At 38.6% G+C, this 16,503-nt stretch carries 19 protein-coding genes and 1 pseudogene; all 20 read left to right on the top strand.

Annotation, left to right across the window (positions count from 1 at the left end; all coding sequences use genetic code 11):
• Positions 1-9 precede the first annotated feature (9 nt).
• Positions 10-420 carry a hypothetical protein gene (locus ACYPXO_RS04460; RefSeq protein WP_004612746.1) on the top strand — a complete coding sequence of 137 codons (411 nt, stop codon included), beginning with the start codon at positions 10-12 and terminating at the stop codon, positions 418-420.
• Between the two features lie 238 nt (positions 421-658).
• The gene (gene mobT, locus ACYPXO_RS04455; RefSeq protein WP_459639462.1) at positions 659-1,855 is read left to right on the top strand and encodes a MobT family relaxase; all 1,197 of its coding nucleotides are present in this window, start codon (positions 659-661) and stop codon (positions 1,853-1,855) included.
• Positions 1,856-1,867: 12 nt separating this feature from the next.
• Positions 1,868-2,002 (top strand): DUF3789 domain-containing protein, encoded by a 135-nt coding sequence (locus ACYPXO_RS04450; RefSeq protein WP_021739068.1) that lies wholly within the window; start codon positions 1,868-1,870, stop codon positions 2,000-2,002.
• Entirely contained in the window at positions 2,003-2,224 is a 222-nt protein-coding gene (locus ACYPXO_RS04445) for a hypothetical protein (protein WP_002323342.1), read from the top strand.
• Positions 2,225-2,310: 86 nt separating this feature from the next.
• Positions 2,311-2,553, top strand: coding sequence for a DUF3781 domain-containing protein (locus ACYPXO_RS04440; RefSeq protein WP_002347257.1), 243 nt, complete (start codon positions 2,311-2,313; stop codon positions 2,551-2,553).
• Positions 2,553-3,020: a GyrI-like domain-containing protein gene (locus ACYPXO_RS04435; RefSeq protein WP_021422743.1), complete on the top strand. Its 468-nt coding sequence runs from the start codon at positions 2,553-2,555 to the stop codon at positions 3,018-3,020. The genes ACYPXO_RS04440 and ACYPXO_RS04435 overlap by 1 nt, the downstream gene beginning before the upstream one ends.
• 200 nt (positions 3,021-3,220) lie before the next feature.
• Positions 3,221-3,847 (top strand): alpha/beta fold hydrolase, encoded by a 627-nt coding sequence (locus ACYPXO_RS04430; protein ID WP_105309505.1) that lies wholly within the window; start codon positions 3,221-3,223, stop codon positions 3,845-3,847.
• An 88-nt stretch (positions 3,848-3,935) separates the two neighbouring features.
• Positions 3,936-4,232, top strand: a pseudogene (locus ACYPXO_RS04425) (conjugal transfer protein).
• A complete protein-coding gene (locus ACYPXO_RS04420) occupies positions 4,151-4,654 on the top strand; it encodes an antirestriction protein ArdA (RefSeq protein WP_105309507.1) in 504 nt (167 codons plus the stop codon). Before ACYPXO_RS04425 ends, ACYPXO_RS04420 begins: the two are co-directional and overlap by 82 nt.
• 17 nt (positions 4,655-4,671) lie before the next feature.
• A complete protein-coding gene (locus ACYPXO_RS04415; RefSeq protein WP_459639461.1) occupies positions 4,672-5,175 on the top strand; it encodes an antirestriction protein ArdA in 504 nt (167 codons plus the stop codon).
• A 174-nt stretch (positions 5,176-5,349) separates the two neighbouring features.
• Entirely contained in the window at positions 5,350-6,015 is a 666-nt protein-coding gene (locus ACYPXO_RS04410) for a response regulator transcription factor (protein ID WP_103951062.1), read from the top strand.
• Between the two features lie 88 nt (positions 6,016-6,103).
• Positions 6,104-7,018, top strand: a complete 915-nt coding sequence (locus ACYPXO_RS04405) for an ATP-binding cassette domain-containing protein (protein ID WP_074137634.1) — start codon at positions 6,104-6,106, stop codon at positions 7,016-7,018.
• Positions 7,011-7,778, top strand: coding sequence for an ABC transporter permease subunit (locus ACYPXO_RS04400; protein ID WP_074137633.1), 768 nt, complete (start codon positions 7,011-7,013; stop codon positions 7,776-7,778). The genes ACYPXO_RS04405 and ACYPXO_RS04400 overlap by 8 nt, the downstream gene beginning before the upstream one ends.
• 88 nt (positions 7,779-7,866) lie before the next feature.
• On the top strand, positions 7,867-8,685 hold the full coding sequence (locus tag ACYPXO_RS04395) for a sensor histidine kinase (protein WP_226811947.1): 819 nt from the start codon (positions 7,867-7,869) through the stop codon (positions 8,683-8,685).
• Positions 8,686-8,911: 226 nt separating this feature from the next.
• Positions 8,912-9,310 carry a conjugal transfer protein gene (locus ACYPXO_RS04390; protein WP_004843362.1) on the top strand — a complete coding sequence of 133 codons (399 nt, stop codon included), beginning with the start codon at positions 8,912-8,914 and terminating at the stop codon, positions 9,308-9,310.
• On the top strand, positions 9,288-11,738 hold the full coding sequence (tcpF, locus tag ACYPXO_RS04385; protein WP_117576208.1) for a conjugal transfer ATPase TcpF: 2,451 nt from the start codon (positions 9,288-9,290) through the stop codon (positions 11,736-11,738). The genes ACYPXO_RS04390 and tcpF overlap by 23 nt, the downstream gene beginning before the upstream one ends.
• A complete protein-coding gene (locus ACYPXO_RS04380) occupies positions 11,738-13,924 on the top strand; it encodes a CD3337/EF1877 family mobilome membrane protein (RefSeq protein ID WP_459639460.1) in 2,187 nt (728 codons plus the stop codon). The genes tcpF and ACYPXO_RS04380 overlap by 1 nt, the downstream gene beginning before the upstream one ends.
• Entirely contained in the window at positions 13,921-14,928 is a 1,008-nt protein-coding gene (locus ACYPXO_RS04375; RefSeq protein ID WP_004843365.1) for a bifunctional lytic transglycosylase/C40 family peptidase, read from the top strand. The genes ACYPXO_RS04380 and ACYPXO_RS04375 overlap by 4 nt, the downstream gene beginning before the upstream one ends.
• Before the next feature lie 15 nt (positions 14,929-14,943).
• Positions 14,944-15,846: a conjugal transfer protein gene (locus ACYPXO_RS04370; RefSeq protein ID WP_117576206.1), complete on the top strand. Its 903-nt coding sequence runs from the start codon at positions 14,944-14,946 to the stop codon at positions 15,844-15,846.
• A 109-nt stretch (positions 15,847-15,955) separates the two neighbouring features.
• The coding region (locus ACYPXO_RS04365; RefSeq protein WP_459639459.1) for a TetR/AcrR family transcriptional regulator at positions 15,956-16,503 on the top strand (548 nt) is incomplete at its 3' end.

Here is a 16,503-nt window from a genome sequence, read left to right as displayed (position 1 = left end):
AGTAACAGTATGTGCAAAAAGAGAAAAATCATAACAATCACGGTACTTTTTGTGCTGGGAGTGGCGGTTTCCTATCTGCAATGGGGACGTGAGATTGATGTAGCAGGAAGTATGGGAACTTCATCAGAAAATTTCCATGAGGAACACGTTACCTTTACGCTCAACCGTCTTATCATAACAGATAAAGAAAAATGTGCAGAGGAAATCATCAAAAAATGCAGGGAGAATGATTTTGCTTCTACTCTGTTCAGCTATGATGTGGCAAAGCCAAACGCTTTATATGGTACGGTGTACCGTTCCCGTTTTTCCATGAAAGGACAAAAGCCTTTGTTTCACTTCCGATATACGCAGACAGCGGACACGCTCGGTTCATACAACATTGTTGATGATCCAGAAGCGTTCACGCTGGTAATCGAATAACGCAAGGCAGGACGGGACGGCGACGTGCGAAGCGAAAGGCGACGGCACGGACTAGCCGTTGCTGGTGTGGCGTAAGCCACGCCAGCAGGTAAAACCCCTCGGTATCTAACAGAGGGGTACGTTTGCAAATAGACAATAGACAAAAAACATAGGAAACATAAGGCTTCTGGCACGATTTTCTAGCAAAAATCGGCTGTGAAGTCGCCTAAAAAAACTTCACACGTTACAGATTGGGGGTATGGTTCTGAATGAAGAACAATGGATAAAAGAATTACGGGAGAAACGGATTGCTTACGGTATCTCACAAGGCAGGCTGGCGTTGGCTTCTGGTATCACAAGGGAATATCTCAACAAGATAGAAAGCGGAAAAATGAAGCCGTCAAAGGAGCTTCTGGAAACTCTGCACAAGGAAGTGGCAAGGTTCAATCCAGAAGCACCGCTTACCATGCTGTTTGATTATGTGAAAATCCGTTTTCCCACGCTGGATATACAGCACATCATCAAAGATATATTAAAACTGAATATCAATTATATGCTCCATGAAGATTACGGACATTACAGTTATACGGAGCATTATTCTTTAGGGGACATCTTTATCTATACGTCGGCTGACGAAGAAAAAGGTGTCCTTTTAGAGTTAAAGGGGCGTGGTTGCCGACAGTTTGAAAGTTACCTGCTGGCACAGCAACGAAGCTGGTATGACTTCCTCATGGACGCACTCATAGACGGTGGCGTGATGAAGCGTATCGACCTTGCTATCAACGACCATACGGGCATTTTGGATATTCCAGAGCTTGCGGAAAAATGCAGGAAACGGGAATATATCGGAAAGTCCAGAAGTTATAAGTTTTACCAGTCGGGCGAGCTTATCAAGCACAGAGAGGACGACAGAGAATATATGGGACGTACCCTTTATCTTGGGTCGCTGAAATCAGATGTGTATTTTTGTATCTATGAAAAGGACTATGAGCAGTATATCAAGTTAGGGACACCGCTTGAAGAAGCCGACATTATCAACCGTTTTGAGATACGGCTTAGAAATGAACGTGCCTATTATGCAGTACGAGATTTGCTGACCTATTATGACGCAGAGCAGACCGCCTTTTCTATCATCAACCAGTATGTGCGGTTTGTTGATGAAGAACCAGACAAGCGAAAAAATGACTGGAAACTCAATGACCGCTGGGCTTGGTTTATCGGCGATAACAGACAGAGTTTGAAGCTGACGACAAAGCCAGAGCCTTATACCTTAGACCGCACGTTGCGTTGGGTACAAAGGCAGGTAGCACCGACCTTGAAAATGCTGAAAAGGATTGATAAAGGAAACGGCACAGACTACATGGAAACAATCGAACAGCAGGCAAAGCTCACAGAAAAGCATGAAATGATAATCAAACAGCAGACGACCCCTGCAAAAGATTTAGTAGAAAGTTAGGAGTGATAAAAAATGTGGGAATTAGTAAAAGACTTCCTGCTGGTATCTATGGGAATGGGTATCGGCGTGGTCTTGATGTGTATGTTAAGCGTCGGCAAAGAAGCCGACTATAAAATGAAACAATTAAGAGAAAGTGAGGACAATTAAATGAATTTCGGGCAAAATTTGTATCAATGGTTTTTATCAAACGCACAGAGCTTAGTGCTTATGGCGATTGTGGTTATCGGTATCTACTTAGGTTTCAAGCGTGAGTTTTCCAAACTTATCGGCTTCTTGGTAGTTGCCTTGATTGCTGTCGGTTTGGTATTCAACGCTGGCGGTGTGAAAGATGTACTGTTAGAGTTGTTCAATAAGATTATCGGTGCATAAAATTTTATTGTGGTGCTGATATGAGAATGATATAATTGGGATATGAAATATACAAATAAATCTGTTGAAAAATGAGGTGTCAAAATATGGCAAATGAATTACTGGAAAACTTGGATAGACTTCATACAACTGAACTTGGCGTTATTAGAATTAAAAAGAACTTATCTTTGAATGTAGAAAACGTGATTGAATGGTGCAAAGAAAAAATCAGTCTTTCTAATGCAGAAATTATAAGAAAAGGGAAAAACTGGTACATAACGATTGATAATTGTATCATTACAATAAATGCGTACAGTTATACCATTATCACTGCTCACAAAGTAAAATGATGAATTATTCTATAAGAGAATTAGACGCATTTTCAGTTATTGGGCAGGAAGTAGAGCTTACGAATTACCAAAAAAGGAATATTCAGATTAGTACGCAGTTTTGGAGAAAGTTTAACAGTAATTTGAAGAAATCATATCTTTCACAATCGGGAAATTGGGTAAAATATGCTTTTATGGAACGGAGAAATGGAAAACTTTATTATTTCTGTTCTATACCAAAGCGAACTATTATTCCAGACAACTTTCTGTATAAAGAAATACCGTCTTATAAGTATTTGGTCATGGAGCATATCGGTGCTATGGAAAAAATATATGAAACTTATGGAAAAATTTATCAGGAAATTATTCCTAATACACCATATACCCCTATAAAAAATATTATCCTGCACTTTGAAAAATATGATTACCGTTTCCATTGGAATAGAGATAATTCAGTTATTGAAATTTGGATACCTATTCAAGATTAAAAACAATTTTATATCCCCACACACAAAGCAGTTAGTTTTAGGATTGACTGCTTTTTTCTTATCAAAATTTCAGATTGGAGTGATGAAATGGTGTCTGTTAGAGCTGTTCAATAAGATTATCGGTGCATAGAATTTTATTGTGGTGCTGATATGAGAATGTTATAATGTGGATATGAAACACAGTATCTAGGAGTGATGAAATGAAATATATAATGCTTCATGGTTTGGGACAATCTTCTGAAAGTTGGAGTGATACCGTAAAAGTATTCAATGATGATTTTGAAGTTTTATGCCCTAATTTATCAGATTGGCTTTCTGGGAAAACACCATGTTATGATACATTGTATCGGACATTGGAAACATACTGTGAACAGTTTGAAGAACCGCTAAATATTTGTGGACTTTCTTTAGGTGGTATTCTTGCTATGCAGTATGCGATAGAACACCCAGAAAAAATGAACTCATTAGTGTTAATAGGCACACAATATGAAATGCCAAAGTATCTGTTAAAAATGCAAAATCTGATATTCCGTATTATGCCTTGTTCAGCATTTGAAAAAATGGGCTTTCAGAAAACAGATTTTATCAATCTATGCAAATCTATGACAGAACTTAATTTTAAACATGAACTGAAAAAAATATCATGTTCGGTACTTGTTGTCTGTGGCGATAAGGATAAGATAAATAAAAAAGCTTCTTTAGAATTGCAACAACAGATAGAAAACGCAGAAATAGCTATTATTGAAAATGCAGGACATGAAGTAAATACAGATACGCCAACACTACTAGGGCAAAAGTTAAATGTATTTTTCAAACAATATGTCTGATAAACAATTTCATATCCATACACACAAAGCAGTTAGTCTTAGGATTGACTGCTTTTTTCTTACCAAAATTTCAGATTGGAGTGATGAAATGAGCGATATTTTTAAGGATATGCAGGCAAACGTCGGCTGTGAATACATTTCCGACCTGCCCTCTTAAAAGCGTAAGGTATGGCATGAAATGAAACGACTGAACCCTGCCGACTATGAAGAAAGACAGTTAGAAGATTTTTCTAAATATGTGTTTGGTATGTCGTACCAGACCTTAAAAGATGTGATGAAACAACAGAAAGGACGTGAGGAACAATGCAGGAAACAAGGGTGCTGGTGGAAACGAGAGGAACAACTGGCGAAGAAACAACATCATACTGGTTCGACCTACCGATAGATGTTGCCGAGTTTGAAGAAAAGTTAGGTATCGGTGCAGAAAGTCAAGATTATCGTATTATCGAAAAGGTGTTGCCTTATGCTGATGAAGTCCACGAACACACCAGCGTGTACCAGCTCAACGAATTAGATTTTATGTACCGCCAGCTTTCAAGTGATATGCAGGAAGAATATGTATCACTACTTACGGTGTATGAAAATTTAGAAGCACTTTATATTTGCAGAAATGTGATTACGGTTTATCCCGACTGCAAAAGCATGATAGATGTTGCAAGGCAAAAGCTGATGAACGACCCGACGTTCAAGCATTTATCCGAGGACTGTCAAGAATACTATTTTGACTTTGAAGCCTACGCCTCTCACTTGCAGGAACACGGGAAATTTTTAGTAACGGAACACGGTATCTTTGAACTGCCAGAGTAGGAAATGAGGTGGTGCTTATGATTGATGATATGGCGGTTTACATTGCTAATCTTGGCAAATACAATGAGGGCTATTTAGTCGGTGCTTGGTTCACGTTTCCTATTGACGAGGAAGATGTGAAAGAAAAAATCGGCTTGAATGAACAATATGAGGAATACGCTATCCATGATACCGATAACTTCCCCATTGCGATTGGCGAGTATGTTTCCATTGAAGAACTCAATGAGATGTATGAAATGATAGAGGAACTTCCCGACTATATCGTAGAGTGTCTGGACGAATTTATCAGCCACTACGGGACGCTGGAAGAAGTCGTGGAACACAAGGACGATATTTATTATTATCCCGACTGTGAAACTATGACAGACGTTGCCTACTACTACATAGACGAATTGCAGGCACTTGGCGACATTCCACCCAGCTTACAGAACTACATTGACTATAAAGCCTACGGGCGAGATTTGGATATGGGTGGTTGCTTTATTGAAACAAGCCGAGGTATGTGCGAGATACCATATTAACGCTGGAAGATCAGCGACAAGCATGGTTGCTACTGACAGCATGAATAAATTGAGTAAGGGCTTCAAATAGACTAAATTTGCGTAAATAAATTAGTACAAGAAAATAATAGTCATTGATATTAGAACGGTAGGAATTTATAATATGACTTACACAAGAAAAGAGGTGCTTTAAAAATGAAACATATTTTAATTGTCGATGATGATGTGCATATAAATCAAATGCTGGAAGAAGTTCTCACAAGTGCAGGATATAAAGTAACTCATGCTTATTCTGGAACAGAAGCCCTGCTTCTTATACCTAGTATAAAACCAGATTTAATTTTGCTGGATTTAATGTTGCCGGGGTTAAGTGGAGAAGAAATCATAGATAAAATCGCACATATACCCGTTATTGTAATTAGTGCAAAAATAGATACTAAAAACAAAATAGCTTTGTTATTAAATGGTGCAGTAGACTATGTTACAAAACCATTTGATGTAGACGAGTTACTGGCACGGATTGTTGCTCAACTTCGACACAGTCAGACCAATTCTATAAATTCCGTTTTAGAACATGAGGATATTCGATTGGACTTAAACACCCGTACTGTATCTATTAAAAATATAGAAGTTAAATTAACAAAAACAGAATATGCGATATTGAAAATACTAATGGAAAATCCCAAACAGGTTATCACTAAAAATATTTTGCTTGAACGTATAAGCGAAGAAACACCTGATTGTATGGAAAGTTCACTAAGAGTGCATATAAGTAATCTAAGAAAAAAATTAAGGAACATTTCTGATAAAGAATATATTGAAGCAGTATGGGGGATTGGATTTAAAATGGCAGAAGAATAAATCTTTACACTTTCTTAACAATTTCCTTAACAGCTTTCTTAACACTTTTGACTTAGTATTTTGACCGTAAATAAAGGAGGCTGAAAAAATGGAATATGTATTGAAAACGAAAGATTTAAAGAAAACATACGGTAATTATAACGCATTAAATGGACTTTCAATGAATGTTCCTAAAGGTTCTATCTATGGTTTGATTGGTAGAAATGGGGTTGGAAAAACAACTTTAATTCGTTTAATTTGTGGATTACAAAAAGCAACAGAGGGAGATTTTTCGCTATACGGAATAAATAATTACTCTAAAGAGATTGTTCGTTCTAGAAAACGAATAGGAGCTGTTGTTGAAACACCGTCTATTTATTTGGATATGAGTGCAGAAGAAAATTTAAAACAGCAGTATCGAATATTAGGTATTCCCTCTTACAGCACTATTCCAGATTTATTAAAATTAGTCGGACTTGAAAATACGGGTAAAAAGAAAGCTAGAAATTTTTCTTTAGGTATGCGTCAACGATTAGGAATTGCAATCGCTTTATCGGGTTCTCCAGATTTCCTTATCTTAGATGAGCCGATAAATGGACTTGACCCACAAGGTATTATTGAAATTAGAGAACTGATTTTAAAACTTAATCACGAACATGGTATTACGGTTTTAATTTCCAGCCATATTCTTGATGAGCTTTCTCGCATTGCCACACATTTTGGATTTATAGATAAAGGGCAAATGATACAAGAAATAAGTGCTTTGGAATTAAATACGAAATGTAGGAAATGTGTAAAACTGACCGTTTCAAATATGGAAGTGTTATGCAATGTTCTTACAGAAAAAGGCTATGATTATTCTGTCATATCGGATAAAGAAATAGATGTATTTGCCAAACTAGATATAACATCACTTGTTGTAGAACTGGCAAAAAAAGAATGCAATGTTCTTAATATTCAAGAGCAGGACGAAAGCCTAGAGAATTATTATATCAATTTGATTGGAGGAAACCGTTATGAATAACTTACTTTCCGCATATTTTCAACGCTTATTTAAAAGTAGATTGTATTGGTGTCTGCTTGGACTTATGATACTTTCTGGAATAATTATTCCTATACTTGCACACCGTGAAATGATAGCTTATGGAACAGATTATACTTTAGAAAGCAGACTTGTATGGCATTTTCTTATAATCGGTTTTATTGTTGCTATCTTTTGTTCTTGGTTCTTAGGAACAGATTATTCAGACGGAACAATTAGAAATAAAATCATTGCAGGAAATAGTCGGTTAAAAATATATATTTCTGCTTTGCTGATATGTGTGATTGCCAGTGTTATTTTAGTGTTAGCACATCAAATAACAATTATTGGGTTGGGTACTTGGTTAATAGCTCCGTTTAAAACCGATATTCACACTATATCTTTAATTTTAGGGATTTCCATTCTTGCAACAATAACATTTGCCGGAATAAATACCATGATTGTTATGATAAATCAAAATAAGGCTTCTTCTTCAATCATCTGTTTAGTAGTTAGTTTATTGATGTTTGGAATATCATTTTATGTGCTAAGTGTGTTGTTTTCTTCTGATATGGCTCATTCAGATAGCATTGTGAAACAAATTTATGAATTTTTAAATATCTTTTTACCAACAGGACAACTTTTAAATCTGATCAATTTGCAAGTTACACAAGCTACGGAAATGATTATTTACAATATACTTATACTTGTAATAAGCACGGGAACAGGTATAATGGTCTTTGAGCAAAAGAATTTGAAATGAATTTGTAGGGAATGATGTTATGTTGTGGAAAATAATGGTGTTTTTCTTGTTGGTAATAATATTTGCTTTACTTTTGAAAATCTTTTATATGAGAAAAGCAATTAGAGAGATAAAAAGAGGGTTTTCAGAAAAATTATATACAGATACGAATACTCCAATTATGCTTTCCTCACATGATAAATTAGTTTCTTCTTTAGCAAATGATATAAATGTAGAGTTGAAAGAATTGCAAAAACAAAAGCACCGCTATATACAAGGCGATAAAGAATTAAAAAATGCTATTACGAATATATCCCATGACTTACGAACTCCTCTTACAACAATTTGCGGTTACTTAAGTTTATTAGATAAAGAAGAAAAAAGCGAACATATTGCCAGACAATTATCAATCATTAAAAATCGTACTTTTGCATTAAAACAGCTGGTAGAAGAACTATTTCGATATACAACTATTATTTCTGATACCGAAAATAGCGTTTATACAGAAACCGTAATCAACAATGTTTTAGAAGATTGTATTTCGTCCTATTATGCGATATTTAAGGAAAAAGGCATTACTCCGAATATAAATTTGTGCGAACAAAAAATTGTGCGTTCTGTTGATAAAACTGCCTTACTTCGTATTTTCAATAATATTATAGATAATGCAATCAAATATAGTGAGGGAGATTTAACAATATCATTATTTGAAAATGGGAAGATTGTATTTTCAAACCACACTTCTGACCTTAATGAAATACAAATTGGGAAATTGTTTGACAGATTTTATACAGTAAATACCGCAAGAAAATCTACGGGGTTAGGTTTATCTATTGCCAAAGCGTTGATTGAAAAAATGGACGGTAATATTTCTGCTGATTATAGCAATAATGTTTTAAGCATTATCATTAAATTGAATGAGGTTTAAAAGAAAGCAGTTAGTCTTAGGATTGACTGCTTTTATTATGGAAAGGAGTCAAGTATATATGAAAGAAAAACGAACTAATCGTATTCGAGACAGTAATCGAAAATAATAATAAAAATCAAGCTGGAAGATCAGCAACAAGCATTGTTGCTACTGACAGCGTATTTCTCTTTACGGGACAGTCTGAAATATGGCTGTCCTTTTCTATTTTGAAAGGAGCTGAAAGAACTTGAAAAAGATTAAATCTTATACGGGTATCTGGAACGTGGAAAAAGTTTTGTATGCAATCAATGACTTTAACTTACCCTTTCCCGTTACCTTTACACAGATTACATGGTTTGTGATTACGGAATTTATCATCATTCTGTTTGGGGATATTCCCCCACTTTCCATGATTGAGGGAGCGTTTCTCAAATACTTCGGTATTCCCGTTGCTCTCACTTGGTTTATGTCGCAGAAAACCTTTGACGGAAAGAAGCCGTACAGCTTTTTGAAATCACAGATAACCTATGCCCTGCGACCCAAAATCACTTATGCAGGAAAAGCCGTAAAACTGCATAAGCAGACCTTGAATGAAACAATCACGGCAGTAAGGAGTGTGAACTATGTTCCCGATAAAATATATTGACAATAACCTTGTCTGGAACAAGGACAATGAGGTGTTCGCCTACTATGAGCTGATACCGTATAACTATTCTTTCTTATCCGCAGAGCAGAAATTTATCGTGCATGACAGCTTTCGACAGCTTATCGCACAGTCCCGTGAGGGTAAAATTCATGCGTTGCAGATTGCCACAGAAAGCTCCATAAGAAGTATGCAGGAGCAGTCCAAAGAGTTAGTTACGGGACGATTGAAAGAAGTTGCCTATCAGAAGATAGATGAACAGACCGAAGCGTTAGTATCTATGATTGGGGACAATCAAGTGGACTACCGCTTTTTTCTTGGCTTTAAGCTCATGGTTACGGAAGAACAGCTCAATCTGAAGAACATCAAAAAATCGGCGTGGCTGACGTTCAAGGAATTTCTCCATGAAGTGAACCATACGCTGATGAACGATTTTGTTTCCATGCCGAATGATGAAATCAACCGTTACATGAAAATGGAAAAGCTACTGGAAAATAAAATCTCTCGTCGCTTTAAGGTGCGTCGCTTGGAAATCCATGATTTTGGGTATCTCATAGAACATCTTTACGGCAGGGACGGTGTCGCCTATGAAGATTATGAGTACCAGCTACCAAAGAAGAACTTGCAGAAAGAAACGCTGATAAAATACTACGACCTTATCCGTCCGACAAGGTGTGTGATTGAGGAAAGCCAGCGGTATTTACGATTGGAACATGAGGACAAGGAAAGCTATGTGTCTTATTTTACCGTCAATGCGATTGTCGGGGAGCTTGATTTTCCGTCAAGTGAAATCTTCTATTTCCAGCAACAGCAATTTACATTCCCCGTTGATACTTCTATGAATGTAGAAATCGTGGAGAACAGAAAGGCTCTTACTACAGTAAGAAATAAGAAAAAGGAATTGAAAGACCTTGATAATCACGCCTATCAAGCAGGAAGTGAAACCAGTTCAAATGTGGTGGACGCTTTAGACAGCGTGGACGAGCTGGAAACAGATTTAGACCAGACAAAAGAAAGTATGTATAAGCTCTCTTATGTGGTGCGTGTTTGTGCTGATGATTTGGACGAATTAAAACGCCGTTGTGATGAAGTCAAGGACTTTTACGACGACCTCAATGTAAAACTGGTGCGTCCTGCTGGCGATATGTTGGGACTTCATTCTGAATTTTTACCTGCCAGCAAGCGATATATCAATGACTATGTGCAGTATGTAAAATCAGACTTCTTGGCTGGGCTTGGCTTTGGAGCGACCCAGCAGTTAGGAGAAACTACGGGTATCTATATGGGCTATTCCGTTGATACGGGAAGAAATGTGTACCTGCAACCGTCCCTTGCCAGTCAAGGTGTAAAAGGTACAGTTACCAACGCTTTAGCGTCTGCTTTTGTCGGTTCGCTTGGCGGTGGAAAGTCGTTCTGCAACAATCTTCTTGTGTACTACTCTGTTCTCTTTGGGGGACAAGCGGTTATCTTAGACCCAAAATCAGAGCGTGGCAACTGGAAAGAAACGCTCCCAGAGATAGCCCATGAGATAAACATTGTCAATCTCACAAGCGAAAAAGAAAATGCAGGACTTCTTGACCCATTCGTGATTATGAAGAATGTAAAAGACGCTGAAAGTCTGGCAATCGACATCTTAACATTCCTTACGGGTATTTCTTCTAGGGATGGCGAAAAATTCCCCGTGTTACGTAAAGCGGTGCGTTCCGTTACCCAGAGCGACAGTCGGGGCTTGCTCCATGTGATAGACGAGCTACGCAGTGAAGATACGCCCATATCAAGAAATATTGCAGACCATATCGACAGCTTCACGGACTACGACTTTGCACATCTGCTGTTTTCAGACGGTACGGTGGAAAATGCAATCAGCCTTGATAACCAGCTCAATATCATTCAAGTAGCAGACCTTGTGTTGCCAGATAAAGATACCACTTTTGAGGAATACACGACCATTGAATTGTTGTCGGTGTCTATGCTGATTGTGATTAGCACCTTTGCCCTTGATTTTATCCATTCGGACAGAAGTATTTTTAAGATTGTAGATTTGGACGAAGCATGGGCGTTCTTAAATGTGGCACAAGGCGAAACCTTATCAAATAAGCTGGTTCGTGCTGGGCGAGCTATGCAGGCAGGCGTTTATTTTGTTACACAATCTTCTGGCGACGTGTCAAAAGAAAGTCTGAAAAACAATATCGGCTTGAAATTTGCCTTTCGTTCTACTGACATTAACGAGATAAAGCAGACCTTAGAGTTTTTCGGTATCGACAAGGACGACGAGAACAACCAGAAACGCTTGCGTGATTTGGAGAACGGACAATGCTTATTGCAGGACTTATACGGGCGTGTCGGTGTGGTACAGATACACCCAGTCTTTGAAGAATTGCTACACGCCTTTGATACCAGACCGCCTATACAGAGAAATGAGGTGGAGTGATGAAAGAAAGGATAAAAGGTGCGTTCACAAAAAAGAAGATTTTCCACTTTCTCAAAATGGCTCTGTTTGTCGTGGCACTCTCCCTTATCCTGCTTTCACTTTTGGGGACGGTGGCTCATGCGACAGGACTTGTAGACGATACCATAAACGCAGAAAATCTTTACTCAAAATATCCGCTGTCGAATTATCAGCTTGATTTTTATGTAGATAATAGCTGGTCGTGGCTTCCGTGGAACTGGCTGGACGGGATTGGAAAAAGTGTGCAGTACGGGCTTTACTGTATCACTAATTTTGTCTGGACGATAAGCCTTTATTTAAGCAATGCAACGGGCTATGTGGTGCAGGAAGCCTATAAACTTGATTTTATTAACGATATGGCAGACAGTATCGGAAAAAGCATACAGACCCTTGCTGGTGTTACAGCAAACGGTTTTTCCAGCTCTGGCTTCTATGTTGGTTTCCTGCTTCTCATTATCTTAGTGGTGGGACTTTATGTTTCCTATACGGGACTGATAAAAAGAGAAACCAGCAAGGCACTTCACGCTGTTATCAACTTTGTGGTGGTATTCGTGCTGTCCGCTTCGTTTATTGCCTATGCTCCCGACTATATCAAGAAGATAAATGAATTTTCAAGCGACATCAGTACCGCTTCACTTGACTTAGGAACAAAAATCATGCTCCCCAACTCTGACAGCGAGGGCAAGGACAGCGTGGACTTGATACGGGACAGCTTATTTTCTATTCAAGTGGAACAGCCGTGGCTCTTACTTCAATTCGGTAACAGCAACGCAGAGGAAATCGGGACAGACCGTGTAGAAGCTCTTGTATCGGCAAGCCCAGAGGACGAGGACGGGAAAACCAGAGAAGAAGTCGTGAAAACAGAAATCGAGGACAACGACAACAACAATCTGACGATACCACAGGTCGTAAACCGTTTAGGTATGGTGTTCTTCCTACTGTTCTTCAATTTAGGAATAACAATATTTGTATTCTTGCTTACGGGTATGATGTTGTTCAGCCAGATACTTTTTATCATTTTCGCTATGTTCTTGCCTATTAGTTTTCTGCTCTCTATGATACCGAGCTATGAAAGCATGGCAAAGCAGGCAATCGTGAGAGTGTTTAATACCATAATGACACGGGCAGGAATAACGCTCATTGTAACGGTGGCGTTCAGCATTTCCAGTATGTTTTATAACATTTCCACGGATTACCCGTTCTTTATGGTGGCGTTCTTGCAGATAGTATGTTTCGCTGGTATCTATATGAAGCTGGGCGATTTAATGAGTATGTTCTCTTTGAACGCTAACGACAGTCAAAGCATGGGACGCAGGATATTCCGCAGACCATATCTATACTTGGCACATAGGGCTAGGCGTATGGAAAGACGGCTTGCTGGTGCGGTTACTGCTGGCGGTGTTGCTGGTGCGGTGGCAGGTAGCACGATTTCAAACAGAAAACCGACAAGGAACACAGCTACAAAAGACAGTCGGGGTAATACATCTTCCAGCATGGGACAGCGTGCAGGCTCAAAGGTGGGTGCTGTCTTAGATACGAAAAATAAAGTGAAAGACAAAGCAAACGCTGTCAAAGAAAACATCAAGGATATGCCGACACAGACCGCTTATGCGGTGTATTCCGCAAAGGAAAAGGCAAAGTCCAGCGTGTCCGACTTCAAGCGTGGCATGGTGCAGGAACAGCAGTCCAGACAGACGGGACGCTTGGAAAAGCAGGAACAACATAGACAAAATATCGCTGACAAGCGTATGGAGCTTCAAAAGGCACAAGAAGCAAGGCAGGCACAGCGAAAGTCTGACGGATCAGCGACAACGGGAGCTACCCGTCCCCATGAGCGACCAGCCACAGCTTCAAAGCCGAGTGCGGAAAAAATGCAGGAAGTCAAACGCCCTGCCACAGCGACCACTTCAAAAGCAAGTGAACCAGTCAAGACAAATGTTATCAAAGAGCGTCCGTTATCTTCTGGTGCTTCTGATAGAAAAGCGACCCAACCTACGCAGACAGTACATAGGCAGAATGTAGAAAAAGTAGTATCGCAGGAAACACGCCAGAATTACACCAAAGACCGCAGGATAAAGGTTCAGCAGACGCAGACCGTCCAAAAGAACCAGCAGACCACAGAGAAAAAACGTAACCTTGTAACGAAGAAAGGACAAAAGAAAAAATGAAACTGAAACATATCGCTCTCATTGGCAGTCTGTTTCCTATCCTCTTTTCTCTGGTGCTTTTCTTTGGTGTCCTCATTAGTGCAGACAGCGACGACGAAAACAGCAATTTTTCTTCTGGCATTACGGGTATGAACTTATCCGCAGAAGTCTTGAAACATCAGCCTATGGTGGAAAAGTACGCCAGAGAATACGGAATTTCTGAGTATGTCAATGTGCTATTGGCTATCATTCAAGTAGAAAGTGGCGGTACGGCAGAAGATGTTATGCAGAGTTCAGAAAGTCTGGGACTACCGCCCAACTCTTTAGATACGGAAAGCTCAATCAAGCAGGGGTGTAAGTATTTTGCGTCCCTGCTTTCTTCCTGCAAAAATCAAGGTATCGACGACTTGAATGTAGCGATACAGTCCTATAACTATGGCGGTGGCTATGTGGGATATGTGGCAGGAAAAGGAAAGAAACATACCTTTAACCTTGCAGAGAGCTTCGCCCGTGAGAAATCGGGTGGAAAGAAAGTAACCTATACCAACCCGATAGCCGTTGCAAAGAATGGGGGCTGGCGGTATGGCTATGGAAATATGTTCTATGTGGAATTAGTCAATCAATATCTGACCGTGGCACATTTTGATAATGCGACGGCACAAGCGATTATGAATGAAGCATTGAAATATCAAGGCTGGAAATATGTGTATGGTGGCAGTAACCCGAACACTTCCTTTGATTGTAGCGGACTTGTGCAATGGTGTTATGGAAAAGCTGGTATCTCCTTACCGAGAACAGCACAAGCACAGTATGACGCTACCCAACATCTTCCACTCTCGCAGGCAAAGGCTGGGGACTTGGTATTTTTCCATTCTACCTATAACGCTGGTTCGTATGTAACCCACGTCGGCATTTATGTAGGAAATAATCAGATGTACCATGCAGGCGACCCGATAGGATATGCAGACCTAAGTAGTAGTTACTGGCAACAGCACTTAATCGGTGCAGGACGAGTAAAACAATAGAAAGGACTTGAAAATATGTTTAAGAAAAATAAGAAACAGACAGAAAATGTCAAAGAAAAAAAGGTGCGTACTGTCAAGGTAGGCACACATAAGAAAACCGTGATTGTGTTATGGGTGGTGCTTATCGCAAGCGTGAGCTTTGGGGTATATAAGAATTTTACCGCTATCGACCAGCACACGACCCACGAAAAAGAAATCATTGAACTTCGCTTGCAGGACACCAACGGGATAGAAAATTTCGTGAAGAACTTTGCGAAGTCTTATTACACATGGAATAACAGCAAAGAAGCGATTGAAGCAAGGACGCAGGCAATCAGCGGTTATCTGACAAAGGAATTGCAGGACTTGAATATAGATACCATTAGAAACGATATACCGACCAGCTCCACGGTTACAGATGTGATTGTATGGCATATCGAGCAATCGGGAACGGACACTTTTTCTGCTACCTACGAAGTAGATCAGCAGATAAAAGAGGGAGAACAGACAAACAATGTGAAAGCAACCTATACCGTAAAAGTTCATGTGGACGCTGACGGGGATATGGTAATCGTTCAAAACCCTACCCTTGCACCAGCAGTTGAAAAATCAGACTATGAGCTTAAGACACCAGAAGCAGACACAAGCGTAGACGCTGATACTGTCAATGACGCTACCGCATTTCTGGAAACATTCTTTAAGCTCTACCCAACAGCCACAGAAAAAGAGCTTGCCTACTATGTAGCTGGAAATGTGATTGAACCTATCGGCAGGGACTACTTTTATTCTGAATTGGTAAACCCTATCTTTACAAAGAACGGGGATAATGTGAAAGTCAATGTAGCGGTAAAATTCATTGATAATCAGACAAAAGCGACGCAGGTATCACAGTATGAGCTTGTGTTACATAAGGATAGTAACTGGAAGATTGTAAATTAAGCTTTTAGCTTGCACTTATAAAATACAGTTGTATTAAATTGTAGAAAGTGATAAAATGAACACATAAACATACCGTTCATTTTATCACTTAAATTAAAGGAGAAAAAATATGCCTAAAATTTTTTCAGACGCAAGGAAACAGTCTTTGTATAAAATTATAAAACAAAATTGTATTAATTTAATTAGAGAAAAAGGATATAAACAGCTTAATATTAGAGAGTTAGCAAAAACCACAGGCATTTCAACGGGTACATTTTACAATTTTTATAACTCAAAAGAGGATTTAATTTTATCTATTATGGAAGAGTCGCAGCACAACTTGGAAAATCGTTTTTTTAAGATTTTAGAATGTAATGGAAAAATAACAAAATCGGAATTTATAGATTTATATTCATTCTTTTTTCTGAGAGATGAAAAAAACATTTTTCGATATTTATCAAGAGATGATTTAACTGCTATTCTTTTACGAACAGAAAGAAATCAATCTTTTGAAACCATAAGAACTTCTATGAAAAAAAATATTAAATATATAGATAAGCCAAAGAAAAATATTAACTTTAATGCTGTTATAAATTTTATACAGCTTGTTAATCTTTGTTTACAAAACAGTGATTTATTAGTCAAAGAGGAAATTGAAAGTACAGTAAAAAAACTATT

The organism is Faecalimonas canis (assembly GCF_054601575.1).
The sequence above is the reverse complement of the archived record's forward strand: the minus strand, read 5'-3'. Positions and strand labels throughout refer to the sequence as shown.

Bases quoted from the DNA above. Each gene is read 5' to 3' on its own strand.
- ACYPXO_RS04380 (WP_459639460.1), top strand. From the start codon at position 11,738: ATGAAAGAAAGGATAAAAGGTGCGTTCACAAAAAAGAAGATTTTCCAC.
- ACYPXO_RS04420 (WP_105309507.1), top strand. From the start codon at position 4,151: ATGCAGGAAACAAGGGTGCTGGTGGAAACGAGAGGAACAACTGGCGAA.
- ACYPXO_RS04440 (WP_002347257.1), top strand. From the start codon at position 2,311: ATGGCAAATGAATTACTGGAAAACTTGGATAGACTTCATACAACTGAA.
- ACYPXO_RS04430 (WP_105309505.1), top strand. From the start codon at position 3,221: ATGAAATATATAATGCTTCATGGTTTGGGACAATCTTCTGAAAGTTGG.
- ACYPXO_RS04405 (WP_074137634.1), top strand. From the start codon at position 6,104: ATGGAATATGTATTGAAAACGAAAGATTTAAAGAAAACATACGGTAAT.
- ACYPXO_RS04410 (WP_103951062.1), top strand. From the start codon at position 5,350: ATGAAACATATTTTAATTGTCGATGATGATGTGCATATAAATCAAATG.
- ACYPXO_RS04395 (WP_226811947.1), top strand. From the start codon at position 7,867: ATGAGAAAAGCAATTAGAGAGATAAAAAGAGGGTTTTCAGAAAAATTA.
- ACYPXO_RS04450 (WP_021739068.1), top strand. From the start codon at position 1,868: ATGTGGGAATTAGTAAAAGACTTCCTGCTGGTATCTATGGGAATGGGT.
- mobT (WP_459639462.1), top strand. From the start codon at position 659: ATGGTTCTGAATGAAGAACAATGGATAAAAGAATTACGGGAGAAACGG.
- ACYPXO_RS04445 (WP_002323342.1), top strand. From the start codon at position 2,003: ATGAATTTCGGGCAAAATTTGTATCAATGGTTTTTATCAAACGCACAG.
- ACYPXO_RS04435 (WP_021422743.1), top strand. From the start codon at position 2,553: ATGAATTATTCTATAAGAGAATTAGACGCATTTTCAGTTATTGGGCAG.
- ACYPXO_RS04375 (WP_004843365.1), top strand. From the start codon at position 13,921: ATGAAACTGAAACATATCGCTCTCATTGGCAGTCTGTTTCCTATCCTC.
- ACYPXO_RS04400 (WP_074137633.1), top strand. From the start codon at position 7,011: ATGAATAACTTACTTTCCGCATATTTTCAACGCTTATTTAAAAGTAGA.
- tcpF (WP_117576208.1), top strand. From the start codon at position 9,288: ATGTTCCCGATAAAATATATTGACAATAACCTTGTCTGGAACAAGGAC.
- ACYPXO_RS04370 (WP_117576206.1), top strand. From the start codon at position 14,944: ATGTTTAAGAAAAATAAGAAACAGACAGAAAATGTCAAAGAAAAAAAG.
- ACYPXO_RS04415 (WP_459639461.1), top strand. From the start codon at position 4,672: ATGATTGATGATATGGCGGTTTACATTGCTAATCTTGGCAAATACAAT.
- ACYPXO_RS04460 (WP_004612746.1), top strand. From the start codon at position 10: ATGTGCAAAAAGAGAAAAATCATAACAATCACGGTACTTTTTGTGCTG.